The following is a 14,870-nucleotide window of genomic DNA, read 5'->3' as shown; positions in this document are numbered from 1 at the left end:
TAAGCATGACGGTCATAGCGGGCTGCTCTTCGGAGAAGGCCGCGGCGCCCGCCGCGTCCACCCCGCCGCCCGCGTCCGCCCCGAAGCCCGCCGAGGCGGCCAAGCTCCGCGCCGCGCTGCTGCCGGCGCCCAAGGGCATGCAGGTCGCGTACGGCCCGGAGGTCGGCACCTACAGCACGCTCCGGTCCACCAGACAGGGGCTGGAGTCGGTCCGCCAGGCCAAGCTGGACCACCCCGAGTGCGCGGGCGCGGCCCTGCTCGACGTGGCCCAGCCGGAGGTCGCCAAGGCTCCGGCCGCCGTCGTCGGGTTCGCCTCGCCGAAGGGGTCGATCACCCAGGCCGTGGTCTCGCTGCCCGCCGGGGTGTTCCCCGGCCCGCTGCCCAGCGAGTGCGACGCGTACCACGCCCACGTGCGCGGCATCGACGTGGTCTACCGCACCCGCGACCTGAAGATGCCGAAGCAGGGCGACGAGTCGCGCGCCTACCTCACCACCGCGTCGGGCGGCGACCGGCAGGCCCAGATCGGCACGGTCACGATCAGGCGCGGCACCCTCGTCATGAGCCTCATGGTCGTCGGCCGCGAGGTGAAACGGGCCGGCCTGATGGAGCTCGGCAAGCTCGCCGACCAGAACCTCTCGCGGGCCGCCGTCTGAACCGCGGAGACCCAGCCGCCGCCTACGCGCGCGCGGAGGCCGCCGTCCGCCGGCAGATCTGCTCGGTCGCCTCCTCCAGGGTCCGCGCGGCGGCGGCGCCCTCCCGCTCGACGCCGTGGCGGCGCACCAGCCAGTCGGCGGTGTTGTACGTCAGCCGCACGGCGTCCCCGTCCTGCCACACGAGGATCTTGGACGGCAGGTCGATGGCCGCGGTGCGGCGTTCCGCGATCAGGTCGGTGCCGACGGTGGGCTCGCCGAAGAGCACCAGCGTGGTCGGAGGCAGCTCCCTGCCGGCCCGCACCGCGTTCTCCGTGTGGTCCACCCGCGCGAACACGTGGTAGCCGGCCGCGGTCACCGCCGCGCACACGTCGTCGACCGTCTTGTCGAACGCCTCGTGACCGCTGATCGTCACCAGGCCGCAATCGTCCCTCATCGCGCCACCATAGGCACGGCTCCCCGCCGGGTGCACGGCACGGCGCCCGCAACACGCCGTCAGATCAGCACGTGGTCGTCGGGGCGGCCGACGAAGGAGAACTGGGCGTTCCTGGTCAGCTTGATGTGGTCGGCCTGCCAGGTGTGCATCGCCGAGTCCGCGCTGCGCCAGTAGACGAAGTTGAACCGGTCCGCCGAGTAGATCTTGACCCCGTCCTCCTTGAGGCGGCGGACCAGGTGGGTGTCCTCGCCCCGGGTCAGGTCGGGGAAGCGGTAGGTGCGGAACATGTCCGCCTTGCCGAGGAACGTCCCGCCTTGCACCAGGAACGAGTAGCGGTGCTCCAGGCCCGGCAGGCGCAGCATGGTGGTGTTGGAGCCCTCGAAGAACGAGTAGTGGGCGCCCTTGCCGACCAGCTCCGCCTCGGTGTAGTCGAAGGCGCGCTGCAGGTCCGACAGGTAGTGCTCGCCGTAAAGGTTGTCGTCGTCCATCTTGGCGATCAGCTCGCCCTCGGCGGCGTCGATGCCCAGGTTCATGCAGGCGCCCAGCGACAGCCCAGGGTCGGCCGGGAGCACGGTCACGTCCGTGATGCCCGCCATGCGAGCCTTGTCGGCCACCACGACCGGGTCGATGTCCAGGCCGTGCAGCACCATGATCAGCTGCACCGGCCGGTGGATCTGCTTGGCCACCGACGAGATCGCGTGCTCGATCTGGGCGGCGCGGTTGGTCGGCAGCACCACCGAGATCGACCGTGACCGCGGCGTCGCCGGGCGGCCGAGCAGCTGGAGTATCTGGTCCACGCGGTGGGTGAACAGGTGCTTGTCGAACACCTCGCGCATCGCCAGATGCCCCTGCCGGGCGCGCAGCTCGGGGCTGTTGATCAGGTGCAGCACCTGGTTGTACGACTCGATCGGCTCGCGGGCGATCGGGATCAGGTCACCGAACGTCTCCTCGACGGCCCGCGACCAGCCCGACACCACCGGGGTGGCGCAGGCCGACAGCTCGAACACGCGGCGGGCGCACATGGTCGGCGATTCGAGCACCGAGTTGACGTTCAGGAAGACCTTGTACATCCGGTACGCGGCGAGCATCTGGTCGTACGGCAGCTCGCCCACGATGTGCGGGCGGTACTTCTCCGGCCAGGCGTACTTCTCGTCCACCTCGCCGTTGCGGGCGAAGATGTGCAGGCCCAGCTCGCGCACCGGGTCGAGCACGGTCTCCATCTGCTCGCGGCGCTCGGGGTGCTTGTCGCGGAAGTACATGCCGGCGAAGACCACGTCGTGCAGCCGGCCCTCCCGCTGCTGGACCGGGTTGTGCACGCGCGGCTGGGCGGCGAACTGGAGCACGTCCACCCGGTCGTGGCCCAGAATTTCGCGATATTTCGGCAACATGTCACCGTCGCAGGTGAACACGTAGTCGAACAGCTTGGCCGTGTCGATGAAGAAGTCGAAGTTCGGCGGGTCCTCCTTGTTCCAGAAGACCGTCGGGATGCCCGCCGCCCTGCACCAGGAGACCAGGTCGCGCAGCGGCTCCTTGGGCGCGTTGGTGCCGGTCATCTGGTAGCGCCAGCGGCCCTGGTTGCCGTGCCAGGCCGACTCGCAGAACAGCAGGTCCGGCCGCTTCTCCGCGAAGATCTCCGGCCAGTCCTTGAGCCCGAACTCGATCTGGTCCCACTCGTAGCGGAAGGCCATCCTGGAGAAGTCGTCCAGGATGACCGCCACCTTCAGGTCGGGACGGTTCACCGGCCCCGCCGGCCACTTGACCGCCGGCACCTTGACCTCGGGCGCCCTGTGGTTCGCGAGCTCGATGGCCTCGTTGACCGGCATCGGCGCCTTCGGCGCGCGGTCCCTGGACCTGACGGCCTCCAGCATCTTGCCGGGGCTCCTGGACCCGATGGCCTCGCCCAGCTTGAAGGTCCGCTTGGCCTGGGTGGCCTCCAGCTTCCAGGCGGCGTAGGCGGCCTTGGCCTCCGCGATCTCCAGCCTGCGGCGCAGCTCCCTGATCTCCGCCTCGTGGCGCTCGACGACCTTGCGCTCCTCGGGCAGCCAGTTCACCGGTCCGAGGCGCTGGAACGTGGGCTCTTCAGGGGTTTCGGCCATGGGGCATCGCCTAACGCTGGTGCGGGGTATGTCATAGTACGGCGAGATCCGTACGAAAAGTGGGGTTACTCGGAACGCGCCCCCTGGGCGGCGGGGGAGAGGTTGTCCCCCTTCAGCCACGCGGAGATCACCCGGGCGATGCGCGGCCCGGCGGCGCCGTCCCACAGCGGGGGAAGCTCGCCGGAGGGCGTGACCGCCCCGTCGGCCAGCGCCTTCTCCGCCGCTGCGGGCAGCAGGGCGGGCGTGACCAGCCGGTTCGTGCCGTGGGTGATCGTGACCGGGCGCTCGGTGTTGGGCCGCACGGTCAGGCAGGGCACGCCCAGCATGGTGGTCTCCTCCTGCACGCCCCCGGAGTCGGTGACGACCAGCGCGGCGCCCCGGACGAGTGAGAGAAAGTCCACATACCCCAGCGGGTCGACCACGCGCACCGAGGGGCCGTCGACCAGCCCGGCCTCGGCCAGGCGGGTGCGGCCACGCGGGTGGATCGGCACCACGAGCGGGATCTGGCGGGCCACGTCGAGCACCGCCGAGACCAGCTCGCGCGCCGCCTCCGGGGTGTCCACGTTGGCCGGGCGGTGCAGCGTCGCGACCGCGTACCGCTCAGGCAGGCCCAGCCGCTCCACCACCGGGGCCGGGTCGAGCGACGGCAGCGCGGAGAACAGGCTGTCGATCATCGGGTTGCCCACCAGGTGCACCTTGGAGGCGGGCACGCCCTCGGCCGCCAGGTGGGAGAGCGCGTCGGGCGAGGTGGCGAAGAGCAGGTCGGACAGCGAGTCGGTGACGACCCGGTTGACCTCCTCCGGCATGGACCGGTCGAACGAGCGCAGCCCGGCCTCGACGTGCGCGGTCTTGATGCCGAGCTTGGCGCAGACGAGGATCGCGGCCAGCGTCGAGTTCACGTCGCCGTAGACGACCACCAGGTCCGGGTCGTGCTCCTGGAAGGTGTCCTCCAGGCCGACGAGCAGGGCCGCCGTCTGCCTGGCGTGGCTGCCGGAGCCCACCCCCAGGTTCGCCACCGGGTCGGGCAGGCCGAGGTCCGCGAAGAACACGTCCGACATCAGCGCGTCGTAGTGCTGGCCGGTGTGGATGATGCCCTGCCGCACGCCGAGTTCGCCGAGCGCGCGCACCACCGGGGCCGCCTTCACGAAGTTGGGCCGGGCTCCCAGAACGTGCAGCACCAGGACGTTGTCCCCCATGACCTCGCCTTTCATAGCGGAAGGGAAAAAACGCTGCCTATGGTACGGTCACCGCGTGGCATCCGACGCCAGTCCTCAAGACTCCTCGAAAAGTTCCGCTGGGGTGTCCGCGAAGTCCGCCCGTGCCGGCGTCGGTGGGCTTCTGAAGGGCTTCATCCAGCATCCGATCATCGTCTCCCGCGTGGTCGTGACCAAGGTCAGGGCCGACCCGGTCCGGGCCGCCCAGGCGGCCGCCGACGCGATGCCGCCGCGCCTGCGGCCCGTCATCGGCAAGGTGGCCTGGCCCGCCGCGCGCCGCGCCCGCCGCGTCGTCCGCAAGCTGGGCATGCGCATGATCAGGGCGCCGTGGGACGAAGCCAAGGAACACTGGGACTCCGGCCGCGTCAGCATGGCCGCCGAGGTGCTCGAACCCTTCACCAAATACCCGTTCGTCAAGCGCAGGGCCGCCTACTACCGCGGCGAGCTGGAGGCGATCAGCCCCGACCCGATCCCGCCGGGCCCCAAGGTGGCCATCCTGGAGCGGGTCGCCGGGCGCGTGGTCCACCTGATCACGAACTCGCTCCCGTACACCCAGGCCGGCTACACGGTCAGGACCCACCGCATCGTCACCTCCCAGAAGGCCGCGGGGCTCGACCCGCACGTGGTCACAAGCTGGGGCTTCCCCATGCTCCAGGGCCACGCGGACGCGGCGCCGTACGAGGAGCTGGACGGCGTCCCCTACTACCGGATGCTGCCCGACGGGCGCGGCGAGGTGCCGTTCGAGATGCGCGGCCGCATGATCAAGGGCGCCGACGCGGTCACCAAGCTCGTCACCCAGCTCCGCCCGCAGGTGCTGCACGCCGCCACCGACCACCGCAACGGCTCGGTCGCGCACGCCGTGCGCGACCGCACGGGCACCCCGTTCGTGTACGAGGTACGCGGGTTCCTGGAGGAGACCTGGGCCTCGCGCGACCCGAAACGGGTCGGCAGCCAGCGCCACGTGCTCCAGCGCGAGCGCGAGGCGTTCCTGATGCGGGAGGCCGACGCGGTCGTCACGCTGGCCGAGACCATGGCCACGGAGATCGTCGAGCGCGGCGTCCCCCGCGAGAGGATCCACCTGGCGCCCAACGCGGTCGACGACTCGCTGCTCACAGCCCAGTACGACGGGGCCTCGTTCCGCCGCGAGATGGGCATCGAGGATCGCGAGATCGTGGTCGGCTCGGTCTCCAGCATCGTGGCGTACGAGGGCTTCGCCACCCTGCTGCGGGCCGCGGCGCTCCTGCGTGACCAGGGCAACCCGGTGCGGGTGCTCATCGTCGGCGACGGCGCCGAGCGCGAGAACCTGCTGGAGCTCGTGACCGAGCTGGGGCTGTCCGACGCGATCCTGCCCGGCCGGGTGGGGCCGGAGGAGGCCCTGCAGGCGCAGGACGCCATCGACATCTTCGTCTGCCCGCGCGAGGACCTGCGGGTGACCAGGCTCGTCACGCCGCTCAAGCCGGTCGAGGCGATGGCGCTGGGCAAGCCGGTCGTGCTGAGCGACCTGCCGGCGCTGTCGGAGCTGGTCGGCAGCGACGGCGCGGGCATGCTCGTGCCCGCCGGCGACCCGGGCGAGTTCGCCAAGGCGCTGGGCGCGCTCGCCGACGATCCCGCCAAGCGGGCCGAGATGGGCGAGGCGGGCCGTGCGGAAGTGGCCGCGAAGCGCACGTGGAGCCGTGTTGCCGAGACTTATCAAGCCCTGTACAGGAGCCTTGCGGAAAGATGACCTTCTCTTGGGCTGTCTGTTCTGATCGGTTCCGTCGCATTAGGCGTGAGCTAGGTGGACTTGAGATAACCTTTGCGACCATGAAGTGTTGTATCCGGCTCTCTAAGGCACAGCTGTGACAGAAATCGACTTGGCTGTCATCGGCCTCGGCTACGTCGGCATGCCCCTCGCCAAAGAGGCGGTGGCCGCCGGGCTGAAGGTCGTCGGCCTCGACGTCGACCCCCGCAAGGTCGACGCTCTGAAGGCCGGGCAGTCCTACATCGATGACCTGACCGACGCCGATCTCGACCACATGCTGGCCAACGGGTTCACCGCCACGCTGGACGAGACGGTCCTGGCCGAGTGCAGCACGATCGTCATCTGCGTGCCCACGCCGCTGGACGAGGACCACAGGCCCGACCTGTCCGCGGTCGAGGGCGCCAGCAAGACCGTGGCACGCAACATGGGCAAGGACACGCTCGTCGTGCTCGAGTCGACGACCTGGCCGGGCACCACCGACGAGCTGGTCCGCCCGCTGCTCGAATCCTCAGGGCTGACCGCCGGCGTCGACTTCCACCTGGCCTTCTCGCCGGAGCGTATCGACCCGGGCAACCCCAAGTACGGTCTGCGCAACACCCCCAAGGTCGTCGGCGGCTACACGCCCGCCTGCCGCGACCGGGCCACCGCCTTCTACGGACGCTTCGTCGAGCAGGTCGTGCCGGTCAGCAGCACCCGCGAGGCGGAGATGGCCAAGCTGCTGGAGAACACCTACCGGCACGTCAACATCGCTCTCGTCAACGAGATGGCGATCTTCTGCGACGAGCTCGGCGTGGACCTCTGGGAGGCCATCGAGGCGGCCGCCACCAAGCCGTTCGGGTTCCACAAGTTCCTGCCCGGCCCCGGCGTCGGCGGCCACTGCATACCGGTCGATCCCTCGTACCTCTCCTACACGGTCCGCAAGCTCGGCTACCCGTTCAGGTTCGTCGAACTGGCCCAGGAGATCAACGAGCGGATGCCGTCCTACGTGGTGGCCCGTGTGCAACGTCTGCTCAACAGACACAAAAAGGCGGTGAACGGCGCCAGAGTCGTTATGCTCGGCGTCACCTACAAGCCGGACATCGCCGACGAACGCGAGACCCCGGCCCTGCCCGTGGCGCGTGCGCTGCTGGAGCTGGGCGCCGATCTCACGTTCGCCGACCCGCACGTCAAGGAGTGGTCAGTGGACGGCACGCCCGTGCGGCGTGAGGAAGATCTGGCCGAGGCCGTCGCCGATGCCGACGTGACGGTGCTGCTGCAACAGCACGCCGCGTTCGACCTGGGGATGGTCGAGGCGAAGGCCAGGCTCGTGCTCGACACCCGCGGTGTGCTCACCGAGGGTGAACGCGTCGAGCGGCTGTAGCGACCGGAGGCAACGCGCGTGCACGTGCTCGTCATGACGGTGGTGCATAACCCCGAGGACGCGAGGATCCTGCACCGGCAGATCCGCGCCCTGGTGGATGCCGGTCATGAGGTCACGTACGCCGCCTCCTACACCGCCCACGGAGTCGTCCCCCGTCCCTGGGTGACCGGCGTCGACCTGCCCAGAGCGGTGCAGCGTAAGCGGATCTCCGCCATGTGGGCCGCGCGCAGGCTGTTCAAGCGCATGCGCGACAAGGTCGACCTGGCCCTCATCCACGACCCCGAGCTGCTGTTCGCCGTCTGGGGGATGCGCAACCGGCCGCCGGTCGTGTGGGACGTGCACGAGGACACCCCGGCCACGCTCTCGCTCAAGCCGTGGCTGCCGTCGCTGCTGCGCCCGCCCGTACGGTTCCTCGCCCGGATGCTGGAGAGCATCGCCGAGCGCAACCTGCACCTGCTGCTGGCCGAGACCGCGTACGCGGGCCGGTTCAAGCACGCCCACCTGATCGTGCCCAACGAGACCTGGGTGCCCGACTCGGTCACCCCGCCGGGCGACGACCGGATCGTCTACCTGGGCTGGCTGTCCAGGGCCCGCGGCGTGTTCGAGGCGATCGAGGTGGCCCGGCTGCTCCAGCCGTACCGGGTGGCCGTCGAGCTGATCGGCTACGCCGACCCGCAGAGCCGCCTGGTGCTCAACAAGGCCGTGCACGACGGCGTGCTGGAGTGGCGCGACTTCATGCCGAACGACGAGGCGCTCAAGCGGCTCGACGGCGCGCTGGCCGGCCTGTCGCTGCTGCACGACGAGCCGAACTACCGCCACTCCATGCCCACCAAGATCATCGAGTACATGGCGCACGGCATCCCCGTCATCACCACCCCCTCACCCCGCGCCGTCGAGCTGGTCGACCGCTACGAGAGCGGCGTCGTGGTGCCGTGGGAGGACCCGAAGGCGGTGGCCCAGGCCGTGCTGACCCTCAGGGACGACGTGCGCGAGCGCCGCGCCCAGGGCGCGCGCGGCTACGCCGCCGCCCGCGCCAACCACCACTGGCCCAACTCGGCCAAGCGATTCGTCGCCCAGCTCGAAGCTTGGGCCGGGGTGAAGCGGCGGTAGGGTTCCCAACGTGCGCTGGCTCTTCGTCCTCCTGGGGGCAGCGATCCTGGCCGCGATCGCGGCGGTGGTCGTCGTCCTGCCCGTCGGCGACGACGAACCCCTCCAGTCCGCCACCCCGCAGGCCGAGGCCTCGCCGACGCGCGTCCAGCCGACGCCGATGGTCAGCGAGTTCACCGACCCCTGTGGAACGTTCGAGACCCAGGAGAAGGCGCCCTACGCCGTCACCGGCTACTGGATCACCCCCACGTCCAACCCGTGCACCTGGCGCAGCCAGCTCCAGGAGATCCACCGCGTCGGCGGCGACACGGTCATCAGGATCGGCTACGGCCTGCAGTTCCGCACCGTCGACCGCAAGGGGCGCGTCAAGACCCGCGACGGCGAGGTCGACTCCCTCTACAAGGCGTGCGAGGAGGACGGGGTCAGCTGCTACGAGTCCGCCGAGCGGGACCTCAAGGAGGCGCACCCCGACAACCGCATCGGGCGCGTGTACGTCTACCGCACCGACGAGTCGTTCGGCGACGGCCTGTTCAGGTGTCAGCCCATGGAACGCTCGATCGACGGCGGCAAGCGCACCTACTTCCGCCTCATCGCCCCGCCGGACGGCTCCGACGACCCGACCTGCGACTTCTCCAAGGGCTCCACGTACGATCTGATCCTCATCGCCGGCTCGCCGGAAGACAGCCTGACCAAGCTGCTCGACCTCGGCGACCAGTTCGGCGTGCAGGTCTTCCCCGCGCTGCCGCTGGCGCCGCGCGACCCCGCCAGCCCGATCAGGGCCAACCGCAAGCACATCGGCACCCTCACCACGGTCACCCGCCGCATCCTTCAGGACTACGGCGCGCGCTTCGCCGAGCGGCAGTCGCTCGGCGGCGTCTATCAGCCGTTCGAGGTGCAGATGGCCGACACGCTGGCCGACAACCCCACCCTTGAGGTGTACGCCGACCAGCACCGCATCGTCCGCCAGGAGCTGCCGGGCAAGCCCATCCTCATCAGCCCCTATCTCGACGCCCGCAAGCGCGTCGCCTTCGGCCAGACCCCCGCGCAGGTCGCCGAGGGCTTCAAGGCGCTGGCGCGGACCGGCGTCGGCATCATCGCCCCGCAGGACAGCCGCGGCACCGGCAAGGTCGGCCTCTACTGGCCCGACGAGCGCGGCGACGAGGTGGACGAGCGGCTGCGCCCCGTCGTCGGCGAGACCACCTACAAGACCGCCTACCACGGCTCCACCCGCGACTACTACCGCGAGATGGCGGCGGCCCGCGAGGAGATGATCGAGGGCGGCCACGACGTGCAGCTCTGGGCCAACGTCGAAGCCTTCGAGCCGTCGGGCGACGAGCCCTGCGCGGCCCACGGCACCCGCGGCAAGACCGACAAGAAACGGCTCGACCAGGCCGTCGCCATGGCGGGCCGCTACGTCCAGAAGATCGTCTCGTACATGTGGAGCGACTTCATGACCTGCGGGTCGCCGTCGGTGGAGTCGGAGATCATGCGCGACTGGCAGCGGCCGATCGCGGTCGACGCCATCCGCCGCGCCCGCGCCCCCGAGGACGGGGTGGAGGTGCGCGGCTACAACCTGAAGGACGGCACCGTCACCGTCGAGTGGTCGGGCGGCACGGCCGACCTGGTCGTCTCCGAGGTGGGCTGGCTGGACGAGGACCCTCTGGACGAGCTGCCCGAGCACATGCAGACGGCCTGGGTGCCCTTCGACTGGAGCCGGGTGCCGTCCGGGGAGTGGGTCCGCATCAAGGTCAAGATCCCGTCCGGGCAGTCGACCAGCGAGCCTCTGCACGTCCGCATCGACGCCTGACGGTCACCAGGTCGTGCGGCAGCGTGTAACGTGCCTGCATGGTCCCGCGCATTCCGGTCAGCGTCGACCTGGTCGTGCTCACGGTCCGTAACCAGGCGCTCAGCGCGCTCACCTGGCGTCGCGACAACCCGCCCTTCCTGCGCCGCTGGTCGCTCTCGGGCGGGTTCATCCAGCTCGACGAGGACCTTCCGGCGGCCGCCCAGCGCATCCTGTCGGAGCGCGCCGGCCTCCCCGGCGCCCCCGTCCACCTGGAGCAGCTCCAGACCTACGGCTACCCCGACCGCGACCCCCGCCAGCGCGTGCTCAGCGTCGCCTACCTCGGCATCGCCCCCGACCTGCCGGCCTCGGAGAAGGCCCACATGAGCTGGCAGCCCGTCGAATCCCTCGCCGTCATGGCCTTCGACCACCGCCGCATCATGCTCGACGGGGTCGAGCGGGCCAGGGCCAAGCTCGAATACACCTCGCTGGGCGCCGCCTTCTGCCCGCCGGAGTTCACGGTGGCCGACCTGCGGAGGGTGTACGAGATCGTCTGGGGCCGCACGCTCGACCCGCGCAACTTCCACCGCAAGGTCACCAAGGCGGAGGGCTTCCTCGTGGAGACGGGCGCCACCACGACCCGCGACGGCGGCCGCCCCGCCAAGCTCTACCGCCGCGGCCCCGCCGAGCTCCTGCACCCCCCGATGCTCCGCTCGCTCAAGGAATGACCAGGGCCGGTGATGCCCTGGCGAGGGCTGGCCTATCGTATGGACATGCCTCGTTTCCGCCCGATCCTCGACACCATGCCGGCCTACAAGCCGGGCAAGGCCGTCATGACGCCCGACGGCCGGTCCTACAAGCTGTCGTCCAACGAGTCGCCCTACGAGCCGTTGCCGTCCGTCGTGGAGGCCATCGCCGAGGGGGCGCGGCTGATCCACCGCTATCCCGATCCGGGGGCGGTCAAGCTGACCGAGGCGATCGCGGAGCGGTTCGGGGTGCCGGCGGAGCACATCGCGCTGGGCGCGGGGTCCGTGACGGTGGCGCAGCAGTTGTTCGAGAGCGTCGGCGACCCGGGCGCCGAGGTGGTCTACGCGTGGCGGTCGTTCGAGGCATATCCGCTCCTCGCCGACCTGGCCGGGGTGACGTCCGTACGGGTGCCGCTGGCCGGGGAGGACCACGACCTGGACGCCATGGCCGAGGCGATCAACGACCGGACGCGCATGGTGTTCGTGTGCAACCCCAACAACCCGACCGGCACCTCGATCCGCGAGCGTGAGCTGGTGGCGTTCCTGGACCGGGTGCCGGAGCACGTGCTGGTGGTGCTCGACGAGGCCTACCGTGAGTACGTCCGCGACGAGTCGGTGCCCGACGGCCTCACCCTCTACCGCGACCGGCCGAACGTCTGCGTGCTGCGCACGTTCTCCAAGGCGTACGGGCTCGCGGGGCTGCGCGTCGGCTACGTGGTCGGGCAGGAGCCGGTCGCCGCCGCCGTGCGCAAGACGATCATCCCGTTCGCGGTCAACCAGCTCGCCCAGGTGGCGGCCATCGCGTCGCTGGCGGCGGAGGACGAGCTGCTCGAGCGGGTGGAGCGGGTGGTCAAGGAGCGCACCCGGGTCCGCGAGGCGCTCATCGCCCAGGGCTGGGAGGTGCCGCCGACGGAGGCCAACTTCGTCTGGCTGCGGCTGGGCGAGCGCACCATGGACTTCGCCGCGGCCTGCGCCGCCGAGGGCGTCGCGGTGCGGCCGTTCGCGGGGGAGGGCGCCCGGGTCTCCATCGGCGACCCGGAGGCCAACGACGCCTTCCTGACCGCCGCCGCCGCCTTCATGAAGGCGTAGACACCGCCGCGGCCGGCTCGGGGGCCTTCTTGGGGCGTCGCCGCTCCGTCGACACGACCAGGGCGACGCCCACCAGGATCACCAGCCCGCCCAGCAGGATCTGCACGGTCACCTGCTCCTGCAGCACCAGCACGCCGAGGATCACGGCCACGATCGGGTTCACGTACGCGTACGTCGACACCAGCGAGATCGGCGCGTTGCCCAGCAGCCACGTGTAGGCGGTGAACCCGACCAGCGAGCCGATCACGATCAGATACGCGAGCGCGGCCCAGGAGCGGCCGGAGACGAGGGCGGGGTCGAGCCGCTCGCCCGCCACGGCGCCGACGGCGACCATGCCGAGGCCTCCGGCGACCATCTCGACGGTGCTGGCCGCGAACGTGTTGGCGGGCATCGCGATCCGTCCCGACAGGAACGAGCCGACGGACCAGGACGCGGAGGCGAGCAGGATGACCGCGATCCCGGTGGCGCTGCCGCTCGCCCCGCCGCCGCTGAGCGACACGGCCGCCACCCCGGCGAACCCGACCAGCACCCCGGCCAGCGTGAGCACCATCGGCCTGTCGCGTACCGCGATCCTGAACACGACCAGCCAGAGCGGCACGGACGCCACGAGCAGCGCGGCGAGGCCGCTGGAGATGTGCTGCTCGGCGACGGCCACCATGCCGTTGCCGCCCGTCAGCAGCAGGAGCCCGACCAGCGCCGCGCTGCCGAACTGGCGCCGCGTCATCCGGAAGACGGCGGGGCCCTTCCTGATGGCCAGGAACGCGCCCAGCAACAGCGCCGCGGAGAGGAAGCGGATGGCGCCGCTGAACATGGGCGGCATCGTCTCGATGACGATGGCGATGCCGAGGTAGGTGGAACCCCAGACCACGTAGACGATGCCCAGTGCCGTCCACACGGCGAGCGAGACCCGCCGGTCAGGTGTGTCAGCTGTCATGACTCATGACGATAGTCCTCGCCGCCGACAGAGCGCATGCGGGTATCAGACGTTGAGATGTGGGAACCCCCGGGCTTCGGCCCGGACGGGTGGTGGTCGGCGGGGCGCCCCCAGAACGGTTGGCGCCCCCGTCCGAATCCCATCGATCGGGGGCGACGAAATTCATACCCGTCTCTCCACGCCCCAACCGCGAATCAACCAGAAGTAGACAGTCCATGAACCGGTCCGCCGCCGGAGGGGGGAAGGAAGGGCGGCGGGCCCGGCCCATGGACGTCAGCGGGGCCCCAGCTTCTCCACGATGAGGCGGTAGAGCTGGCGCGGCCGGCCCGGCTGCGGCGTGCGGTTGGGCGGCAACGGCCACGCGAGTCCCTCGTCAACCAGCGTGCGCAGCAGCCGCCGCGCCGTACGCGGCGTCACCCCCAGCATCTTGCCCGCGCCCTCCGCGTCCACCACGGTGTCGCCGCCCTCAAGCTTGGCGGCCAGCCGCGACAGCACCTCCACGCCCTTGGGCTTGAGCGCGGCCGCGCCGGTCGGCGGCATCCGCGGGGCCGGGATGAGCGCCCGGCCCTCCCGGTCGACCGCGAACCCCTGCGCCTGCTTGCCCGCCTGCGTGCGCGCCAGCGCGGCCCGTGCGTGCGACTCGGCGTCGTGGGTGGTGCGACCCATGCCCACACCCACCTCGACCGCCAGCCCCAGCTCGTCGCGGATCCTGGCGGCGAACGGCAGCACCCTGAACCCGTCGGTGGCCGTCGCGACCGAGCCTCTGGTGGCGGTCACCAGATAGCTGTGGTCGTCGATCGGCCAGACGGTGGCGTTGATCCGGTTGGCCTCCTGGACCAGCAGCCGGTGCAGCGACAGCCGCAGCTCGTCGCGCCAGTAGCGGGGCGCCGCCCGGCGCACCGGCTCGCGCAGCGTCGGCACCTCCACCAGCACGACCGTGAGCTGTGACTCCTCCAGCCGGTGGTGCGCGCCGAGCAGCGCCGCGGTGTGCAGCGCCGTGCGGATGGCCGCCGACGTCGGCCTGATCCTGATGACCGGCACCCCCGCCGCCTGCAGGCGTTCGGCCACGGCGGGAAGGCACGTCAGCGCCCCCGTGGTCGTGCCCTGGCGGGACAGCCGTTCGTGGAAGGCGGCGATCGTGCCGGTGGCGCCCGGCTCGTCGCGGCTGTGCACGTCCGCCGCCGGGATGCCGAGGTCTGTGTACGCCTCCTCGACATCGGCCCGGCTGACCACGTCAACGCTCACCCGCTGCGGGTCCACCCGCGTGTCCAGTGCCGCCTTCGCCAGTGCCGCGATCAACGCCGTCCCGCCGACCTGCACGTACGTGGCGGGCATCGTCAGCACGCCGGAACGCCTGGCCAGGTCGTAGGGCACCGGGCTGGCGAACAGACAGGCGTCGACGCCGGGACCGAGCCGTGTCACCTTGTCGGGCGCTTCCTGCTCGTCGCGATAGGCGGCGGCCACCAGGCGGCAGGGAAGCGGCGCTGCGGCGTGACCCATCAACATGACCCGCTCCACCAGGTCATGAGGTCCGACCACGCCAATGGTGAGATCCGGTGTCATAGCGCCCGGGCGTGACACTCGGGAAGTTTCTTCCGCCCTCTCGACCAATGTTCGTCCCATCCTGCGATCCGTTGCAGTGCTCTCTTTTGGAACGATCGCTCGCGGGGGCCGTAATGTCACGCCCGACTTTTCCGGAAAGACGTTCTGGTTG

At 70.7% G+C, this 14,870-nt stretch carries 12 protein-coding genes; 7 read left to right on the top strand and 5 right to left on the bottom strand.

Annotated features, from left to right (window positions below; genetic code table 11):
• Positions 1-5: 5 nt before the first annotated feature.
• Positions 6-653, top strand: a complete 648-nt coding sequence (locus tag AB0K05_RS24380) for a hypothetical protein (RefSeq protein WP_219545478.1) — start codon at positions 6-8, stop codon at positions 651-653.
• 22 nt (positions 654-675) lie between these two features.
• On the opposite strand, the gene AB0K05_RS24375 is transcribed toward AB0K05_RS24380, so the two are convergent.
• The 3 genes from AB0K05_RS24375 to wecB form a co-directional block, all read right to left on the bottom strand.
• The gene (locus AB0K05_RS24375) at positions 676-1,086 is read right to left on the bottom strand and encodes a DUF302 domain-containing protein (protein WP_271278360.1); all 411 of its coding nucleotides are present in this window, start codon (positions 1,084-1,086) and stop codon (positions 676-678) included.
• A gap of 59 nt (positions 1,087-1,145) precedes the next feature.
• Positions 1,146-3,182, bottom strand: a complete 2,037-nt coding sequence (locus AB0K05_RS24370) for a glycosyltransferase (RefSeq protein WP_364231827.1) — start codon at positions 3,180-3,182, stop codon at positions 1,146-1,148.
• Positions 3,183-3,247: 65 nt separating this feature from the next.
• Complete coding sequence (gene wecB, locus AB0K05_RS24365; RefSeq protein WP_148036213.1) at positions 3,248-4,378, bottom strand: UDP-N-acetylglucosamine 2-epimerase (non-hydrolyzing); 1,131 nt, start codon at positions 4,376-4,378, stop codon at positions 3,248-3,250.
• Between the two features lie 103 nt (positions 4,379-4,481).
• On the opposite strand from wecB, the gene AB0K05_RS24360 reads away from it, so the two are divergent.
• The 6 genes from AB0K05_RS24360 to hisC all read left to right on the top strand — a co-directional run bounded on the left by AB0K05_RS24360 (position 4,482) and on the right by hisC (position 12,222).
• Positions 4,482-6,119, top strand: coding sequence for a glycosyltransferase family 4 protein (locus AB0K05_RS24360; protein WP_261809016.1), 1,638 nt, complete (start codon positions 4,482-4,484; stop codon positions 6,117-6,119).
• 124 nt (positions 6,120-6,243) lie between these two features.
• The gene (locus AB0K05_RS24355; protein WP_271278362.1) at positions 6,244-7,497 is read left to right on the top strand and encodes a nucleotide sugar dehydrogenase; all 1,254 of its coding nucleotides are present in this window, start codon (positions 6,244-6,246) and stop codon (positions 7,495-7,497) included.
• 18 nt (positions 7,498-7,515) lie between these two features.
• Positions 7,516-8,607: a glycosyltransferase gene (locus AB0K05_RS24350; RefSeq protein ID WP_148036216.1), complete on the top strand. Its 1,092-nt coding sequence runs from the start codon at positions 7,516-7,518 to the stop codon at positions 8,605-8,607.
• Between the two features lie 10 nt (positions 8,608-8,617).
• Complete coding sequence (locus AB0K05_RS24345) at positions 8,618-10,411, top strand: DUF4434 domain-containing protein (protein WP_364231823.1); 1,794 nt, start codon at positions 8,618-8,620, stop codon at positions 10,409-10,411.
• A gap of 38 nt (positions 10,412-10,449) precedes the next feature.
• Positions 10,450-11,115: an NUDIX domain-containing protein gene (locus tag AB0K05_RS24340; protein ID WP_271278355.1), complete on the top strand. Its 666-nt coding sequence runs from the start codon at positions 10,450-10,452 to the stop codon at positions 11,113-11,115.
• A gap of 45 nt (positions 11,116-11,160) precedes the next feature.
• A complete protein-coding gene (gene hisC / locus AB0K05_RS24335; RefSeq protein WP_219545483.1) occupies positions 11,161-12,222 on the top strand; it encodes a histidinol-phosphate transaminase in 1,062 nt (353 codons plus the stop codon).
• Here the strand turns inward: hisC and AB0K05_RS24330 are convergent.
• Positions 12,209-13,156 carry an EamA family transporter gene (locus AB0K05_RS24330; protein ID WP_148036220.1) on the bottom strand — a complete coding sequence of 316 codons (948 nt, stop codon included), beginning with the start codon at positions 13,154-13,156 and terminating at the stop codon, positions 12,209-12,211. The two genes, hisC and AB0K05_RS24330, sit on opposite strands and share 14 nt — an antisense overlap.
• Positions 13,157-13,429: 273 nt before the next feature.
• Entirely contained in the window at positions 13,430-14,719 is a 1,290-nt protein-coding gene (locus tag AB0K05_RS24325) for a GTP cyclohydrolase IIa (protein WP_364231821.1), read from the bottom strand.
• Between the last annotated feature and the right edge of the window lie 151 nt (positions 14,720-14,870).

Origin of the sequence: Nonomuraea sp. NPDC049486 (genome assembly GCF_040676925.1) — a bacterium.
GTDB classification, from domain to species: Bacteria; Actinomycetota; Actinomycetes; order Streptosporangiales; family Streptosporangiaceae; genus Nonomuraea; species Nonomuraea ferruginea.
Note: the sequence above shows the minus strand (reverse complement) of the source record. Positions and strands in the feature narration are given on the sequence as shown.